We start from the raw sequence: 17,257 nt of genomic DNA, 5'->3' as shown, positions 1-17,257 counted from the left end.
GGTCGGTCGTCAGAGGGGCGGGGTTGCTCACAGTCCGCCGCCGCCCTTGCGGTTACTCGAGTCGAGCACGCTCTGCTGCTCCTTGGCGATGTCGTCGAGCGCGTCCTTCGGCTTCTTCGCGCCGTTGAGGGCCGCGTTCACGTTGGTGTTCTCGATGTCCACGAGGCGCGCGTACTCGGGCACGTTCCACATGTCCCGCATCCGCGGCACCGAGTCGGCGTACACCTTGTTGAACGGCCCGGCGTTGAGGAATTCGGGTGACTGGATCGCGTCCGTCCGCGATGGCACGCCACCGGCGGCGGCCCACTTCTTCTGGATGTCAGCCCGCTCGAACCACTTCATGAAGTTGAGGGCTTCCGCCTGGTTCGCCGCGCCAGAGTAGGCCGACACGTGCATCCCCATGCCGCCGAGCGGGACCAGGTCCGTCTTCTGGGTCGGCAGGGTGGCGAAGCCCAGCTTGTCGAGGATCTGCTCGCGCGTGGTGCCGAGCGTCGACTGCTTGGGGTCGAGCAGGCCGCCGCTCGCCGCGATCCAGTTGAACGCGATGCACGCCTTGCCCTGGGCGACCGCCGCGTTCACCTCGTCGATGAACCAGTTGCCGGAGCCCTTGGCGGTCAGCGGCTTCATCTTGTTGACCAGGACGTCCATCGCCTCCTGGCCCGCCGCGTCGTTCAGCACACCCTGGATCTTGCGCGTCTTCGAGTCCCAGAGGTTCCCGCCGTAGACGCCGTTCACCGTGTTGTAGGTGACGGCGGCGGCGTCGGAGCCGTTGGCCTGGTGGAAAGCGAGCCCGCTGACGCCGGGGTTGTCCGCCTGGCACTTCGTCGCGACCGAGATCATCTCGTCCCAGGTCTGCGGGGGCTTGTCGCCGATCAGGTCCTTGCGGTAGATCATCGTCCAGGTGTCGCCGAGCAGCGGCAGCCCGTACAGGCTGGCGTTCTCGTCGCGTTTGCCGGTCTCCGCCTGGGGGAACTGGCCGTAGGCCGCCAGGAGGTACGGGTCGTACGCAGAGACCTCGATGTTGTTCTTGACGAAGTCGGTGAGGTCGAGGATGTTGCCGTTCGTCACGGCCTCGCCGATGTGCTGCGAGTCCAGGATCGCGATGTCGAAGTCGGTCTTACGCGCGGCGAACTGGGTGAACATCGCGTCGTGCCAGTTCGCGTTCGGCACGGTGTTGACCTTGATGGTCGCGTTCGGCCGTTCCTTCTTGTACTCCGCGTTCGCGAAGGCTTCCAGTGCCTGGGCGGGCGGCCAGTCGAACCAGATGAAGCTGAGGGTCAGCGGATCCTTGCTGAGCTCCGGGACGGCGGCCGGCGCCTTCGGTGCGCTCGCCTTTGCGTCGTCGTCCTTGCTGTCGCCGCACGCCGCCAGGGTCGAGGCCACCAGCAGCATCGCCGCCGTCGCCAGCCGCACCTTCCGACCGGTAGCGGGCATTCTTCCTATTCGCTTCTGATCGCGCATGTTATGCCTGCTTTCTGGGTGGGAACTTCTAGGACCTCGCTATGTGCTTCGCCGAGCCGTTGCTGGGTTGTTCCGAGGTGCTGCCGCGCCGTCGCGGGGGCCGGCGTCACGGGTGCGCCAGGAGGTGGAGAATGAAGATCATCCGCCACTTTTCCTATACGATCTGGTGGGGGCGTCAGCATGCCGCAGCGCTGTGACTGATGTCAACAGGTCGCAAAGGCGCAAGAAGGGACCTCACGTCACCATGGACGACGCAGCGATGATCGCCCGGGGCCGCCGGGCCGGGCCGGGCGGAACGACGGCCGGAAGATCGGGCGGCCGGCTCGCCGACGAGGTGTACGACACGCTGCTCGGACAGCTGATGTCGCTACGGATCGAGCCCGGCTCCCGCGTCACGATCGACGTCCTGGCGCGAGAGTTGGGCGTCTCCCAGACGCCGATCCGAGACGCCCTGAACCGGATGGAGGCCGAAGGGCTGGTCGTACGGGTGCCCCATGCCGGCTACCGCATCCCGCCCCAGATCACCCGGCACCGGTTCGAGGACATGCTCGAGGTCCGCCTGCTCCTCGAGCCCGCGGCGGCGCGCCGGTCCGCCGAGCGCGCCACTGTGGAACAGGTGGCCGGTCTGCGTCGGATGCTCGAGGAGATGGCGGAGCTGGAGGGGGGCGCCGGTCCGGCGGCGTACGGCGCCTTCGGGCTCCGCGACGCCGCGTTCCACGACCTGGTCGCCCTGAGCGCGGAGAACCAGGTGATCCGGGAGGCGTTGGCTCGCCTGCACAGCCACGTGCACCTGTTCCGGCTGCACCACGACGCCCAGGTCACGCACCTGGCCATGGCCGAGCACGAGGCCGTCGTGGCCGCGATCGCCGCGCGGGACCCCGACGCCGCCGCCTACGCGATGCGCCGACACATCCTGCGATCCGGCGAGCGTTTCCGACGATTGTTCGACGAGGTCACGGACGCGGACCCGATGGCGGCGGTAGAGGCTTGACGGGCGGGCTGGGCCGAGGAATGCTATCGCCACCGGATCGGATCGGATTGGATCTCCACCACCCGCCCCCAGATGCGAGGAGAAGCAGGTGCCCAGAGCGCTGCTCCTGACCGGCGACGCCGCCGAGGAACTCGACACCATGTATCCCTACTACCGCGTGCAGGAGGGCGGCTGGGACGTCGACGTCTCGTCACGGACGCTGCGCGACGTGCAACTGGTCATCCACGAGTTCGACCCCAACTCCGACGCCTACGTGGAGAAGAACGGTCGCAAGCTGCCCGTCGACGTGCCCTGGGCCGAGGTCGACGTCGAGCGCTACGACGCCCTGATCATCCCCGGCGGGCGCGCTCCCGAGTGGATCCGCGTCGACGCCGACGTCCGGCGGATCACCGAGCACTTCTTCGCCCGCAACCTTCCGATCGCGCTGGTGTGCCACGGCGCGCAGGTCCCGGCGGTGTACGGGCTGCTCAAGGGCCGCAAGACGGCGTGCTTCCCGCCCATCACCGGTGACATGGAGAACGCGGGCGCGACGGTCATCGACGCTCCCGACGTCGTGGACGGCAACCTCGTCTCCTGCCGCGGCTGGCCGGACATGCCGCAGTTCGGCCGGGCGATGATGGAGGTCTTCTCGAAGTCCGTCAGCTCCGCATCGGCATGAACGCGCCTGGCCTGCCCCGGTGACCGCACTCCGAACCGTCCCGGTCGACGGGTTACCCGTCCACCTTCTGGAGAGCGGCGCCGGGCCGGCGGTGCTGATGCTGCACGGCTCCGGACCCGGCACGACCGGGTCCGGCGCCTGGGCATCGACCGCCCAGGCGCTGGGCACGTCCTGGCACGTGGTTGCTCCGGACCAGGCGGGCTTCGGTGGTACCCCCGTGCCGGCGGGCTCCCGGGGTGGTCTCCGGCTGTGGACGGAGCAGGCCGCGGGCCTGATGGATGCCCTCGGTGTCGAGCGCTACGCCGTGGTGGGTCACTCCATGGGCGGCGCCGTGGCGCTGGCGTTGGCCGCCGCGCGTCCCGAGCGGGTCACCCGGGTCGTGGCGGTCTCGACAATGGGCGCTCCCGAAGCGCCGCTGTCCACCGATCTCGACGCGGTCTGGGCCGCTCCCGCCGACTCGCTCGGGGCCCGGGACATGCTGAGCCGGCTTTTTCTCGACCAGGCTCTCGTGACCGACGCGGCCGTCGAGGCCCGCGCGGCGGCGATGCGCGACGGAGCGGCCGCGTACGCGTCGTTGTTCCCCCCACCGAGGGCGCGATGGGTCGACGACCTCACCCTCTCCGCGCAGACGCTGGCGGGGATCCGCGTGCCCGTGCTGCTCGTGCACGGCGCCCAGGATCGGCTCACCCCTCTCGACACGGCCGCCCGACCCCTGCTCGAACACCTGACCGACGTCCGTCTGCACGTGTTCGGCCGATGCGGCCACGTACCGGCGATCGAGCACCCGCGTGAGTTCGGGCGACTGCTGTCGTGCTTCCTGCACCCCGACTGAGGCACCGGGCAGGTGTCCTGTCGGCCACCGGGACGGGAGCCTCGACATGACCGGAGGCGGCGACCGCGACGTGACGATCGTCGATGCGTGCACGCGCCGTGGAGCAGGGGGCAGCCCTACCGCCGTCCTGATCGATGACAGCGCGCTCGACGACAGCGCTCGGCAGGAGATCGTCCGGCGAGCCGGCACCTCGCACGCGGCGTTCGTCGACACCGAGGCGGACACCGCGCCGACGGTGCGGTTCTTCACCGCGTACGGCGAGCTCACCAACTGCGGCCACGGCACCATAGCCGCGCAGGCCGTCCTGTTGCACCGTCGCCGGTCCGGGGAACTCCGCGCTCGCCAGCGGACGGGTGGCCGCGCCTTCGACACGACCGCGATCCAGCGTGACGACGGCATCGAGGTCTGGTTCGACCAGGGCACGGTGGACCTTCAAGGTGGTACCGCTGCGGGGCTCGACCGCGTCCTCGCCGCTCTGGGCATCAGACCGGACGACATGCCCGCCGAGGACGCCCCGTGTGTCGCCTCACCGGGAACACCGCGCCTGCTCGTACCGGTGACGGCGCTGCCGACCCTGCTCTCGATGCGGCCCGACCTTCCTCGCCTCGCGGCAGAGTGCCGTCGCCTCGGTTATCTCGGCTGTTTCGTCTACACGCTCTCCCCGACCGGCGCCGCGGCGACCGCGCGCATGTTCGCGCCGGCCATCGGAGTCGGCGAGGACGTCGTCAACGCGAACAGCACCGGGTGCCTCGCCGCGTACCTGTTCGCGACCGGCCGCCCCGGCAGCATCGAAGTCGAGCAGGGGCACACCGCGGGCCGTCCCTCGTCGGTCTTCGCCACCGCCGGCGCCACCGCGGACGGCATCTCCGCCCGAGTCGGCGGAATGGCCGTCATACGATCCGGACCCAACGGCTGAGAGGGTCGGCTCGCGGCCGGCACTCGCGTCTGACGGGGGGACGCATTCGATGGAGAACGGGTCGTCTATCGGACTCGTTGCGGGTCTCGTTCGCCAAACTCTGGCCATGTAAGAATTCATTCGCCGTGCGGATTGTCAATGGCTGACATGTTCCCATGGAACATACGCGAATCCCATTCGCCATGAGGTTTGCCGCGCGGAACAATCAACGCATCCCGCGGCCACCCGACCGGGCAGTGCACCAGTGGCACGAGGATGATCATTATGACTCAGGCGACAACGAACGACACCACCTCGACCGAAACCGTCCCCACCCGCCATCCGCTCAGCAGGCAGTTGTTCTGGCTGCTCCCCGTCGCCCTGGCCTCGGTCGGAATCTGTGTGTTGCTGTTTCAGAAGCAAGCGTGGGGTGCAAACGCCGCGGCCATCATCAGCGTTCCGATCAACATCGCGGCCATCGTGGTGACTGTCCTGGTCGACCGGGGCGCCTTCAAGACCCCCGCTCTCCGCAAGCCACGTGGCAAGTCGTGGAGGATGAAGGTCGCTGTCTACTTCACCGCGGGTGCCCTCGTCCTCAGTGCCGCGTTCTGGTGGTTCCAGCGGGAGCCCGACCCGTTCGACTACATGTCGGGCGAGGTCCGGATCGGTTACAACGCGTTCCAGTACGAGGGTTGGCACACCGACAAGAATGGCGAAACCGGGTTCGATGTCGCCCTTGCCAACGAGATCCAGTCGCACTTCGAGGGCGCCCGTCTCAAATGGGTAGACCTGGGCACCCTGGACAACCGGATCAACGCGCTACGTGGCAAGTGGCGTGCTTCTGACGGAGGCCCGCGCCAGGAACCTGTCAAACTCGTGATCTCCAACTTCTCCTCGACTCCGGCACGAGCCGAGGTGATCGACTTCGCCGGCCCTTACTTCGTCGACATCCAGGGCTTCCTCAGTCGGAGCGATGCCAAGAACATCGCGGAAATCCCACGTGGCAAGGTTTGTGCCATCAAAGGCTCGACCACTTTGGCGAAACTGGAGCAGATTCACTGGAATCCGGTAGAGGCCCATTCCATCGCCGAGTGCGTCAACAGATTCAAGAGCAATGAGGTCGATGCCGTGTCGGGTGACCGTTCGGTCCTTGCCGGATACGCGCTGAGAGTAGGCGTCAATCCGCCGATCTCCCTCGGGTACGGGCAGGAGAGGTACGCCGTCGGCATACCGAACAACATGCCGCGCCTGTGCCGGGAGATCAGCAAGGTGATCACCGACTTCCTGGAGTACGGCTGGCAGACAACCTTCGACGACACCCTCGGACCCGTTGGCCTGTCCGATTCACCACCACCGCAGGCCGTCGAGCCCTGCGAGCCGGCGGCGCCGTGGCTCAAGCGGTAGCGCGAGCCGACCGGTCTCCATGGCGATCATCGACACCTATCGCTACGATCCGGTATCGAACCGTAACGATGCGTAGGGATGTGCTGACCCATGCCCTGGGCGTAGGCGATCCGAAGTCGCTACCAATGTGACGCCGGCCTGATGATCGCGCCGTCCCGACGAAGGGAATCCGGATGACCGACAGCGCGCAGACCACCGGGAGCCGAACCGTTCCCACCGCCCGGCCGTACCCGTTCAGTGTGCCGGACCGCCTCCTCGTCGATCCCACCTACGGCGAGCTGCGCGAGCACGAGCCGATGACCCGGGTGCAGCTCCCGTACGGCGAGGAGGCGTGGCTCGCCACCCGGTACGAGGACGTCCGTACGGTCCTCGGCGACGTGCGGTTCGGCCGCGCGCCGGCCGTCCACCGCGACGAGCCGAGGCTCACCCCGCGCCAGCAGTACAGCGGCATGCTGACCATGGATCCGCCCGATCACACCCGGCTGCGTCGGCTGGTGGCAAAGGCGTTCACGGCACGTCGGGTGGAGGCGCTGCGCCCCCGGACCCAGCAGATCGCCGACGGGCTGGTCGACGACATGCTCCGGCTCGGTCCTCCGGCCGACCTGGTGGAGCACGTCGCCACTCCGCTGCCCATCCAGGTGATCTGTGAGCTGCTCGGAGTCCCGTACGCCGACCGCGACCGGTTCCACCTCTGGTCCGAGGCGATCGTCTCGACCACCTCACTGCCGCAGGAGACCATCCAGGAGTACCTCAACAACCTCTGGGGCTACATCGGCGGTCTGGTCGCCGAGCGCCGCCGCGAGCCGGAGATCGACGACCTGCTCGGCGCGTTGGTGCGGGCCCGCGACGAGAACCAGGACCGGCTCAGCGAGACCGAGCTGGTGGAGCTGGCCGCAGGGCTGCTCGCGGCCGGGCACGAGACGACGGTGACCCAGATCCCCAACTTCGTCTACGTCCTGCTGCACAATCCGGACCAGCTCGCCCGGCTGCGGACCGATCCGTCGCTGGTGCCGGCCGCGGTCGAGGAACTGCTGCGGTACGTGCCGCTCGGCGTCGGTTCCTCCTTCGCCCGGTACGCCAAGGAGGACGTCGAGGTCGGCGGGGTGCTGGTCCGGGCCGGTGAACCGGTCCTCGGCTCACTGTCGTCGGCGAATCGTGACGGTACCGTCTTCGCCGACCCGGACCGGCTGGACTTCGCGCGGGAGCAGAAACCTCACCTGGGCTTCGGGCACGGCGTGCACCACTGCGTCGGCGCGCAACTGGCCCGGATGGAGTTGCAGGTCGCCGTCGCCACCCTCGTGACCCGCCTGCCCAGGCTGCGGCTCGCCGTACCCGAGACAGAGCTGACGTGGAAGCGCGGCATGTTGGTACGGGGTCTGCTCAGCCTGCCGGTGGCCTGGTGAGCGCCGCCTGGCGGATCGGGGTGGACTCGGGCCGTTGCATCGGCACGAGCATCTGCGCCGGCACCGCGCCCGAGCATTTCCGCCTGGTCGACGGCCTCTCCGCACCGTTGGCCGACGTCGTCGCGCCGGCCGAGGTCGTCCTCGACGCGGCCAACTCGTGCCCGGTGGAGGCGATCATCGTCCGCGACACGACCGACGACCGGCTGCTCGCGCCGGAGGAGTGATCCGTCCTCCACGCCGAGCCTCAGCGCGAGTTTCGTCCGGCGTTGGCATCGCTGCGGTTGCCGCCTATGGTGGAGACATGTCCCCGGTGACGTTCCGCTCTTCTGCCGTCACCGGTGTGGCGGCAATCGGGGCTGCCCACCTGGCGGCGGCGTGCCGGATGGTCGGTATGCGGGTGCCGGTTGTCCGCGTGGCGCACATCGCGCCCATCTCGCGGCTGTTGAACCCGACGCGAACCGGCCGAGGCCCACCTGCGGAATCGTTGCAGTACGAAACGACCGCCAGGGCGAAGCTATCCAGCTTCGGCCCTTTTTCTTTTTCCCTTCGAAAGTAGAGGTAGCACCATGAGCGTCGATCATCGAACCGTCGACCAGGGTTGGTTGGCTGATCTACGAGCCTCGCTGGCGGAAGACTTCGCCACGCAGACGGCTCGGCTGCGGGAACTGACCGAGCTCAACGCGGACACCGGCGACCCGAGCGAGGCCCACCACCGGGCCGCACTGCTGGTGGCCACCCGCCGCAACATCGAGCAGATCACCGGTGCGCTGAGCCGGATCAGCGCCGGGACCTACGGGGCCTGCGCGGGGTGCCGCAAGGACATCCCGGCCGAGCGGCTCGAGATCCTTCCGCACGCGCAGTTCTGCGTGTCCTGCCAGGCGAAGCAGAACGGCTGACCGGCGGTGTGGCTGCCGTGCCGTGGTGGGCACGGCAGCCACCGACCGTCAGGCCGGAGCGGGCTCGGTCACGGTGACGATGTCCAGGACGTCGAGGATGCCCAGGAGTCCGGCGAGGGTCACCGCCTCGGAGCGGGTCAGGGTCAGCGAGCAGGTGGCATCGGGGTCGTCGGGGGACTCGTAGACGAGGTCCCGCCGACCGCCCGGGTGGTGCGTGACCACGCCTACCCGCCGACCGTCGGCGGTGGTGAACATGCGGCGGACCCCGATACCGGGCAGCGGGGTCAGTTCGACAATCATGAGGGCTCCAGCGGGCAGGGTGGCGCATCCGCGTAGCGAGTTCGACGGCGGTGCGAGCGGATCAGGCGAGGCCCAGCGCGCGGCGCGGCGGGGCGCGATCCGCCGACCACGCGGGCACACAACCGGGGGTCGCCCGCCGTGCGGAACGGAACACGATGCACAGCCCGATCGACCGGGTGGCCGAGAGCACCAGCACGAGCACGGCCAGCAGCAGCATCGTCGGCAGCGGCGTCCGCTCGCCGACGCGCCGAGGGCCACGTCGCTCGTGCATACCCGAACCATAGCCGTCGCCCAGAGCGATCCCTAGACCACACGGCGGCGGACCCGCCACACCACCACACCGATCAGGACCACCGCGGCGGCGACGAACAGGGACGCCTCGACGAGCTGGAACGTCCAGAACCGGTCGGCCGGGTGGTAGACCCCGAACTGCTGGACGCCCCGCTCGTGCAGGAACTGGTTGAGGTTGGTGCCGGCCCGGTCGGCGGCATCCTCCAGTTCGTGGTACTCGACGCTGCTCAGCCTGTGCCCGGTGGCGTCCGCGTAGCCGCGTTCGATCACCCAGTCGGCGACGCCGGGCACGAGCCGGTGCCGTACCTGCTCCGTGGGGCCGCCCGCGGGAACCGGTCCCATGGTGGTGAGCGGCGTGGCGTACGCGGGACGGGCCAGCAGCGCCACCGACATCCGGGCGGCGAGGAACGCCCCGAACGCGACGCCGAACGCGGGCAGGCTGCGCCGCAGGATCGCCCCGGCGGCGGTGGCGACGCCGAACGCGAACAGGGCGTACGCCACCGGGACGAGTCCCTCCAGGTCGAAGGCGTCGTACTGGAACCGCCCCTCCCACGCGTCGAACGGTTGACGGAACCAGGTGAGCACGGCGGTGAACATCCCGGTGAGCGTGACGGTGACGGCGGCGAGCGCCGCGAGCTTGGCGGCCAGCCAGCGCAGCCGCGGCACGGCCTGCGTCCAGGCGAGCTGCCAGGTGCCGTCCTCCAGTTCGCGGGCGAGCAGTGGTGCGCCGAGGAACGCGCCGATGACGACGGGGACCAGGTAGAAGGCCGCCAGCAGGTTCTCGACGTACCCGTACTCGTCGTCGAGCCGGCGGAAGGAGGCCGTGCAGACCTCGTCGACGCCGTCCGCACCCGCGCACCGGGCCGGACCGCCGGGGAACAGGTCGTGGGCCTGCGTCCCGAACACGAGCAGGGCGATGCCGAACAGGCCGACGAGCAGGCCCAGGACGCAGACCTCGGTCCGGTGCTGACGCCAGAGCAACCACGTCATGCGGCCACCTCCGACGCGACCGTGGCGCTCTGCTCGGACGGCCGGCGCAGGTACGCCAGCACCAGGTCCTCCAGCGCGACCGGTCGGGCCTGCCACCCGGGCGCGGTCGGGAGCCCGCCGTCGCGTACCAGCAGGGTGGTGTGCCGGTCGCTGTGGACGGCTTCCACGACGGCGCCGGACCGGTCGAGGTCGGTGGCCGTGCGCGGGCCGACGAGCAGCCGGTGCTCGGCGAGGAGGGTGTCGATGTCGCCGGTGAGCGTGACCCGGCCCTGGTTGAGCACGACCAGGTGGTCGCAGACGCGTTCCAGTTCGTGCACGACGTGGGAGGAGAACAGCACGGTCACCCCGCCTTCGGCCACCGCGCCCATCAGCACCTGGAGGAACTCGTGCCGGGCCAGCGGGTCGAGGCTGGCCACCGGCTCGTCGAGGACGAGCAGGTCGGGCCGCTTCGCCAGGGCGAGCGCCAGCGCGACCTGGGCCTGCTGCCCGCCGGAGAGCGAACCGGCCCGGCGGTCGAGCGGGATGCCCAGCCTCGCCAACCGGCGCTCGGCCAGCCCCTGGTCGAACCGCAGGTTGCAGGCCCGGCCGAAGCGCAGCATCTCGGCGACGGTGAAGCGCTTGTACAGCGGGTGGTCCTGGGCCAGGAACCCGACCCGGGACAGCGTCTGCGGGGTGCTGGCGGTGACGTCGTGGCCGAGGACCTCCACCGTGCCGGTGCTCGGCGCCAGCAACCCGACGACCATGCGCAACAGCGTGGTCTTGCCCGCGCCGTTCGGCCCGACCAGGGCGATCACGCCGCCGGTCGGCAGGGCCAGGGTGCAGTCGCGCAGCGCCCAGCCCTTGCGGTACCGCTTGCCCACGCCGTCGGTGCGTAGCGCGAACTCCGTCGCTGTCACGCCACGTCCTCGTTCCTGGTCTGCTGGTGCACGGAGGTGAAGAGCGCGTCGACCGCCTGTTCGTCGAGGCCGGCCGCGTAGGCGCGGCGCAGCCAGGTCGCCAGGCCGCGGCGCAGCGACGTGTACGTCGACGCCGACATCGCGGCCGACTGCTGCGCGGTGACGAACGTGCCCTGGCCGGGTCGGCCGGTGACCAGGTGCTCCTGCTCCATCTGCCGGTACGCCTTGGCGACCGTGTTCGGATTGATCGCCAGGTCCTCGACCACCTCGCGGATGAGCGGCAGGCGGTCACCGGGTTGGAGGAAGCCCAGCAGCACCGCCTGACGGACCTGCTGGACGAGTTGCAGGTACGGCGGCACCCCGGAGTGGGTGTCGAGCCGGAAGACGAACACGGTGCTCCTTTGCTGCTTTACTAGGAGCATAGTAAAGCAGCAAAGGGGCGGTCAGTACACCGTCAGCCCGTGATCCTGGAACTGGCCGATGACCCGCCGCAGCAGCGCCTCGTCCGGCGGTGGGGTGCGCTCCAGGGGAAACGGCAGGCCGAGGGCGGCGTACTTGCGCGCGCCGAGCCGGTGGAACGGCAGCACCTCGACGCGTTCGACGGTGGGCAGGTCGGCCGCGATGGACGCCACGGCCTCGACGTTGCCCGGGTCGTCGGTGAGGCCGGGCACCAGAACGAAACGGACCCAGATCGGCATGCCACGGTCGGCCAGGCGGCGCGCGAACCGTACCGTCGGTTGCAGCCGCCCGGTGCGGGTCACCGCCCGGTACGTGGCCGGGTCGCCGGACTTGATGTCGAGCAGGACCAGGTCGGTGGCGTCGAGCAGTGCGTTGTCCGCGCGGTCGCCGAGCAGGCCGCTGGTGTCCAGGGCGGTGTGCAGCCCCATCTCCGTGCAGCGGCGAAGCACCTCGCGGGTGAACGCGGGCTGGTGCAGCGGTTCGCCGCCGCTCAGGGTGACGCCGCCGTGCGCGACCTTGAGGAAGCGTTCGTAGCGGCGGATCTCGGTCACCAGGTCCTGTACCGAGGTGGGTCGGCCGTACCGGCGGTACTGGGTGTCGGGGCTGTGGCAGTAGAGGCAGCGCAGCGGACAGCCGGCCAGGAACGCGACGAACCGGGTGCCCGGCCCGTCCACCCCGGTGGAGATGTCGAAGGAGTGGACCGAGCCGGTCACCGGCGCCGTGCCGACGGTCAGCACAGCGATCCGTGGAAGGTCCGGGAGATGACGTCCCGCTGCTGCTCAGCCGTGAGCTTGACGAAGTTCACCGCGTACCCGGAGACCCGGATGGTCAGCTGCGGGTACTTCTCCGGGTGGGCCATGGCGTCCTCGAGCGTCGCCCGGTCCAGCACGTTGACGTTCAGGTGGAAGCCGCCGCTGTCGGTGTAGCCGTCGAGCACCCCGGCGAGGTTGGTGATCCGTTCGTCACGGGCGTGACCGAGGCCGTCCGGGGTGACGGTGATCGTCAACGAGATGCCGTCGCGCGCGCTGCGGTACGGCAGCTTGGCGACCGACAGCGCGGCGGCGACCATGCCGTGCGTGTCGCGGCCGTTCATCGGGTTCGCCCCCGGCGCGAACGGCTCACCCGCGCGCCGCCCGTCCGGCGTGTTGCCGGTGTGCCTGCCGTAGACCACGTTGGAGGTGATGGTGAGCACCGAGAGCGAGGGTTCGGCGCCCCGGTAGGTGGGCTGCCGCCGGATCTTGGCCATGAATCGTTCGACCAGGTCGACGGCGATCGCGTCGACCCGGTCGTCGTTGTTGCCGAAGACCGGGAAGTCGCCGTCCACGGCGTAGTCGACGGCCAGGCCCCGCTCGTCGCGCAGCACCTTCACCTGGGCGTGTTTGATGGCGCTCAGGCTGTCCACGGCGACCGACAGGCCGGCGACGCCGGTGGCGAGGAAGCGGTGCACCGGGTAGTCGTGCAGGGCCATCTCGATGCGTTCGTAGGCGTACCTGTCGTGCATGTAGTGGATGACGTTGAGCGCGTCGACGTAGGTCTCGGCCAGCCAGTCGAGCGTCCGGTCGTACGCGGCCACCACCTCGTCGTAGTCGAGCACGTCGCCGCCGACCGGCTCGGCGACGAAGATCTGCTCGCCGGTCAGCTCGTCCCGGCCGCCGTTGATCGCGTACAGCAGGGCCTTGGCGAGGTTGGCGCGGGCGCCGAAGAACTGCATGTCCTTGCCCACCCGCATGGCCGACACGCAGCAGGCGATGGCGGTGTCGTCGCTGTACGCGGGCCGGATCAGGTCGTCGTTCTCGTACTGGATGGCGCTCGTGTCGATCGAGACCTGGGCGCAGAACCGCTTGAACGGCTCGGGCAGCGCCGGCGACCACAGCACGGTCAGGTTCGGCTCCGGCGCCGGCCCCAGGTTGTACAGGGTCTGCAGGTAGCGGAAGCTGGTGCGGGTGACCAGCGGGCGGCCGTCGCAGCCGATCCCGGCGAGCGTCTCGGTCACCCAGGTCGGGTCGCCGGAGAACAACTGGTCGTACTCGGGCGTGCGCAGGAAGCGGACGATCCGCAGCTTGATGACGAAGTCGTCGACGAGTTCCTGTGCCTCCCGCTCGGTGACCCGGCCCTCGGCGATGTCGCGCTGGAGGTAGACGTCGACGAAGGTGGCGGTCCGGCCGAGCGACATCGCCGCGCCGTTCTGCTCCTTGGTGGCCGCCAGGTAGGCGAAGTACAACCACTGGATCGCCTCCTGGCCGGTGCGGGCCGGGCCGGCGATGTCGTACCCGTACCGGCCGGCCATGAGTCGCAGCTCCTCCAGCGCCCGAATCTGCTCGGCCAACTCCTCCCGGTCGCGGATCACGTCCTCCGACGACAGGTGCGCGTCGAGCGACGCCTTGACGGCACGGCGCTCGGCGATCAGGCGGTCCACCCCGTACAACGCCACGCGCCGGTAGTCGCCGATGATCCGGCCCCGGCCGTACGCGTCGGGCAGTCCGGTGATGATGTGCGAGCGGCGGGCGGCCTTGACGTCGGCGGGGTAGGCGTCGAAGACGCCGTCGTTGTGCGTCTTGCGGTACCGGGTGAAGACCTTCTCCACCATCGGGTCGAGGGTGTACCCGTACGCCTCGAGGCCGGCCTGCACCATCCGCAGTCCGCCGTTCGGCATGATCGCGCGACGCAGCGGCGCGTCGGTCTGCAGGCCCACGATGAGCTCGTCATCCCGGTCGAGGTAGCCCGGCTCGTGTGCGGTGATCGTGGACGGGGTGTGGAGGTCCACGTCGTAGATGCCACGGCGGCGCTCCTCGACGAACATGTGCCGCAGCTTCTGCCAGATCCGCTCGGTACGGGGTGTCGGCCCGGTCAGGAACTCTGGCCCGCCCGCGTACGGCTCGATGTTGTCGTGGACGAACCCGCCGACGTCGATCGTCTCGCGCCAACCGGTGCCGCGGAATCCGTGCCAGGCCTCGTGGGATGTGGTGGCCATGACCCCTCCTTCGTCTCCTCCCAGCCTTGCCGAGGACGTCGCCCGGATTCAGGGCCGGAGGTCCCGGACGGGCCGGGACCATCCGGGACCTGCGGGTGGTGTCATCGTGGCCGTCTACCGGCTGTCCGAGCCGGTCACCGTGCACGCGGCACGGCCGGCTTCGAGACGGGCGATCGGGACCCGGAACGGCGAGCAGGACACGTGATCCAGGTTGGCGTCGTGGAAGAACCGCACCGACGTCGGATCGCCGCCGTGCTCGCCGCAGACGCCGACGGTCAGATCGGGCCGGACGGCGCGGCCACGCTCGACGGCGGTGCGGACCAGCTCGCCCACACCGTCGCGGTCGATGCTCTCGAACGGTGACACCGCGAAGATGCCCAGCTCGAGGTACCGGCCGAAGAACGCGCCTTCCACGTCGTCGCGGGAGAAGCCCCAGGTCATCTGGGTGAGGTCGTTGGTGCCGAAGGAGAAGAACTCGGCGACGTCGGCGATCTGCCCGGCGGTCAGGGCGGCCCGGGGCACCTCGATCATGGTGCCGAGCCGGATCTGCGGCGCACCGGGCACGCTCGCGAGCACCGACTCCGCTTCCGCGCGTACCGTCTCGAGTTCCTGTACCGCTCCGACCAGCGGAACCATGATCTCCGGCCGTGGGTCGCCGCCGGCGGCGACCCGCGCGGCCGCGGCCTGCGCGATCGCGCGGACCTGCATGGCGAACAGACCCGGGACGACCAGGCCCAGGCGTACGCCGCGCAGCCCCAGCATCGGGTTCTGCTCGTGCATTCGCCGTACCGCGGTCAGCAGTGCGCCGTCGTGGCCCGGATCCCCGCCGAGCGCCTGGGTGTGGGCCACCCGGGCGGCAAGTTCCTCCAGCGGGGGCAGGAACTCGTGCAGCGGTGGGTCGATGAGCCGCACGGTCACCGGCAGCCCGTCCATCGCGGCGAACAACTCCTCGAAGTCGGCCCGCTGCAAGGGCAGCAGCGCCTGGAGAGCGTCGGCGCGCGCCGCGTCGTCCTCGGCCAGGATCAGCCGCTCGACCAGTTGTCGGCGGTCGCCGAGGAACATGTGCTCGGTACGGCACAGGCCGACCCCGGTGGCGCCGAAGCGGCGGGCCCGGGCGGCGTCGGCAGCGGTGTCGGCGTTGGCGTGCACGTCGAGCCGGGCCCGGTGGTCGGCGTGGGCCATCAGTCGCTCCACCGCGGAGAGCAGCGGGTCGCCGTGCGCCCGCAGTTCGCCCTCGAAGTACCGCACGACGGCGGAAGGCCGGACGGCGACCGACCCCGGATAGACCCTTCCGGTGGTGCCGTCGATCGAGATGACGTCACCGGCGTGCAGGGTGCGGCCGGCCACGGTGACCGAGTCGCCGTCGATGCGCAGTTCCTCCGCACCGCAGACGCACGTCCTGCCCATGCCACGGGCGACGACCGCGGCATGTGACGTCTTGCCGCCGCGCGCGGTCAGCACACCCGCAGCGGCGATCATGCCCGGCAGGTCGTCGGGGTTGGTCTCCCGGCGCACCAGGATGACCGGCTCGGTCGCCGCCGCAGCGGCGGCGGAGTCGAAGACGATCGCGCCGACGGCCGCGCCCGGAGAGGCCGGCACGCCGGTGGTCAGCGGCGGGGGAGCGGCGGTGGTGTCGAAGCTGGGGAACATCAGTTGGGCCAGTTGCTCGCCGGTGACCCGTTGCAGCGCCTCGTCCAGGGTGATGGTGCCCTCGTCGACCAGTTGGGCGGCGATGATGAACGCGGCGGCCGGGGTGCGCTTGCCGACCCGGGTCTGCAGCATCCACAACCTGCCGTTCTCGATGGTGAACTCGATGTCGCACAGGTCGCGGTACCGCTGTTCGAGCCGCTGCATGATCGACAGGAGCTGGCGGTAGCTCGTCGGATCGATGGTGGCGAGCTCGGCCAGCGGCACCGTGTTGCGGATTCCGGCGACCACGTCCTCTCCCTGGGCGTTGCGCAGGTAGTCGCCGTAGACGCCGCGCCGGCCGGTGGCCGGGTCCCGGGTGAAGGCGACGCCGGTGCCGGAGTTCTCCCCGCGGTTGCCGAAGACCATCGTCATGACGTTGACCGCTGTGCCCAGGTCCTGCGGGATGCGCTCCTGCCGCCGGTACAGGACGGCACGCTCGGCATTCCACGACCGGAACACCGCGCCGATCGCCAGGAACAGCTGCTCGTGCGGCGCCTGCGGGAAGTCCCGGCCGACGTGCTCGCGGAACACCTTCTTGTACGCGTCCACCAGGTTCCGCAGGTGAGCGGTGTCGAGTTCCGGATCCGTCGCGACGCCCGCGATCGACCGGGCCGCCGCCAGTTCCTCCTCGAAGGCGTCGCCGGGAACGTCGAAGACCGTCCTGCCGAACATCTGGATCAGGCGTCGGTACGAGTCCCAGGCGAACCGCTCGTCCGCGCTCTGCCGGCCGAGACCGACCACGCTCGCGTCGTTCAGGCCGATGTCCAGGATCGTCTCCATCATTCCCGGCATCGAGAACTTGGCGCCGGACCGCACCGACAGCAACAGCGGGTCGCGGGCGTCGCCGAAGGTCTTGCCCATCCGGTGCTGCATTTGTCGCAGGTGCTGTTCGACCTCGGTGAACAGCCCCTCGGGCATCGCGCCGGTGCGCAGGTAGACGCGGCAGGCCTCGGTGGTGACGGTGAATCCGGGCGGCACCGGCAGGCCCATCAGAGTCATCTCGGCCAGGTTGGCGCCCTTGCCGCCGAGCAGGTCCTTGAGGTCCTTGTTGCCGTCGGTGAAGTCGTGGACGAATGTTGTCATGGCACCTGGCACCCCTTCCCTTTTCTCCTTTGTAGGCC

The 17,257-nt window shown here is 69.8% G+C and carries 17 protein-coding genes; 8 read left to right on the top strand and 9 right to left on the bottom strand.

Annotated elements, in window-relative coordinates; genetic code table 11:
• Nucleotides 1-27: 27 nt before the first annotated feature.
• On the bottom strand, nt 28-1,461 hold the full coding sequence (locus tag ACN263_RS18305; RefSeq protein ID WP_422735607.1) for an ABC transporter substrate-binding protein: 1,434 nt from the start codon (nt 1,459-1,461) through the stop codon (nt 28-30).
• A 244-nt stretch (nt 1,462-1,705) separates the two neighbouring features.
• Between ACN263_RS18305 and ACN263_RS18300 the strand changes: the two genes are divergently transcribed.
• From ACN263_RS18300 to ACN263_RS18265, 8 genes are all read left to right on the top strand, one after another.
• A complete protein-coding gene (locus ACN263_RS18300; protein WP_422735606.1) occupies nt 1,706-2,452 on the top strand; it encodes a GntR family transcriptional regulator in 747 nt (248 codons plus the stop codon).
• A gap of 88 nt (nt 2,453-2,540) precedes the next feature.
• The gene (locus tag ACN263_RS18295) at nt 2,541-3,110 is read left to right on the top strand and encodes a DJ-1/PfpI family protein (RefSeq protein ID WP_355047859.1); all 570 of its coding nucleotides are present in this window, start codon (nt 2,541-2,543) and stop codon (nt 3,108-3,110) included.
• 19 nt (nt 3,111-3,129) lie between these two features.
• Complete coding sequence (locus tag ACN263_RS18290; protein ID WP_422735604.1) at nt 3,130-3,942, top strand: alpha/beta fold hydrolase; 813 nt, start codon at nt 3,130-3,132, stop codon at nt 3,940-3,942.
• 46 nt (nt 3,943-3,988) lie between these two features.
• Nucleotides 3,989-4,858, top strand: a complete 870-nt coding sequence (locus tag ACN263_RS18285) for a PhzF family phenazine biosynthesis protein (protein ID WP_422735602.1) — start codon at nt 3,989-3,991, stop codon at nt 4,856-4,858.
• A 264-nt stretch (nt 4,859-5,122) separates the two neighbouring features.
• Nucleotides 5,123-6,241 (top strand): transporter substrate-binding domain-containing protein, encoded by a 1,119-nt coding sequence (locus ACN263_RS18280; protein WP_422735601.1) that lies wholly within the window; start codon nt 5,123-5,125, stop codon nt 6,239-6,241.
• Between the two features lie 173 nt (nt 6,242-6,414).
• Nucleotides 6,415-7,644: a cytochrome P450 gene (locus tag ACN263_RS18275; protein WP_422735600.1), complete on the top strand. Its 1,230-nt coding sequence runs from the start codon at nt 6,415-6,417 to the stop codon at nt 7,642-7,644.
• Nucleotides 7,641-7,868, top strand: a complete 228-nt coding sequence (locus ACN263_RS18270) for a ferredoxin (protein ID WP_422735599.1) — start codon at nt 7,641-7,643, stop codon at nt 7,866-7,868. Before ACN263_RS18275 ends, ACN263_RS18270 begins: the two co-directional genes overlap by 4 nt.
• Before the next feature lie 342 nt (nt 7,869-8,210).
• The gene (locus ACN263_RS18265; protein WP_422735597.1) at nt 8,211-8,540 is read left to right on the top strand and encodes a TraR/DksA family transcriptional regulator; all 330 of its coding nucleotides are present in this window, start codon (nt 8,211-8,213) and stop codon (nt 8,538-8,540) included.
• Between the two features lie 48 nt (nt 8,541-8,588).
• Here the strand turns inward: ACN263_RS18265 and ACN263_RS18260 are convergent, their stop codons facing one another.
• From ACN263_RS18260 to ppdK, 8 genes are all read right to left on the bottom strand, one after another.
• Nucleotides 8,589-8,840, bottom strand: a complete 252-nt coding sequence (locus ACN263_RS18260) for a potassium transporter TrkA (RefSeq protein ID WP_422735595.1) — start codon at nt 8,838-8,840, stop codon at nt 8,589-8,591.
• Nucleotides 8,841-8,901: 61 nt separating this feature from the next.
• A complete protein-coding gene (locus tag ACN263_RS18255) occupies nt 8,902-9,111 on the bottom strand; it encodes a hypothetical protein (RefSeq protein ID WP_422735593.1) in 210 nt (69 codons plus the stop codon).
• Between the two features lie 32 nt (nt 9,112-9,143).
• On the bottom strand, nt 9,144-10,121 hold the full coding sequence (locus tag ACN263_RS18250; RefSeq protein WP_422735591.1) for an ABC transporter permease subunit: 978 nt from the start codon (nt 10,119-10,121) through the stop codon (nt 9,144-9,146).
• Entirely contained in the window at nt 10,118-11,017 is a 900-nt protein-coding gene (locus tag ACN263_RS18245; protein WP_422735589.1) for an ABC transporter ATP-binding protein, read from the bottom strand. The genes ACN263_RS18250 and ACN263_RS18245 overlap by 4 nt, the downstream gene beginning before the upstream one ends.
• Complete coding sequence (locus tag ACN263_RS18240; protein ID WP_422735588.1) at nt 11,014-11,409, bottom strand: GntR family transcriptional regulator; 396 nt, start codon at nt 11,407-11,409, stop codon at nt 11,014-11,016. Before ACN263_RS18240 ends, ACN263_RS18245 begins: the two co-directional genes overlap by 4 nt.
• 51 nt (nt 11,410-11,460) lie before the next feature.
• On the bottom strand, nt 11,461-12,213 hold the full coding sequence (pflA, locus tag ACN263_RS18235; RefSeq protein ID WP_422735587.1) for a pyruvate formate-lyase-activating protein: 753 nt from the start codon (nt 12,211-12,213) through the stop codon (nt 11,461-11,463).
• Nucleotides 12,207-14,447 (bottom strand): formate C-acetyltransferase, encoded by a 2,241-nt coding sequence (gene pflB / locus ACN263_RS18230; RefSeq protein WP_422735585.1) that lies wholly within the window; start codon nt 14,445-14,447, stop codon nt 12,207-12,209. The genes pflA and pflB overlap by 7 nt, the downstream gene beginning before the upstream one ends.
• Before the next feature lie 114 nt (nt 14,448-14,561).
• Nucleotides 14,562-17,219: a pyruvate, phosphate dikinase gene (gene ppdK, locus ACN263_RS18225; protein WP_422735584.1), complete on the bottom strand. Its 2,658-nt coding sequence runs from the start codon at nt 17,217-17,219 to the stop codon at nt 14,562-14,564.
• Nucleotides 17,220-17,257 lie beyond the last annotated feature (38 nt).

Source organism: Micromonospora sp. WMMD729, from assembly GCF_049315225.1.
Lineage (GTDB): Bacteria > Actinomycetota > Actinomycetes > Mycobacteriales > Micromonosporaceae > Micromonospora.
The sequence above is the reverse complement of the archived record's forward strand: the minus strand, read 5'-3'. Positions and strand labels throughout refer to the sequence as shown.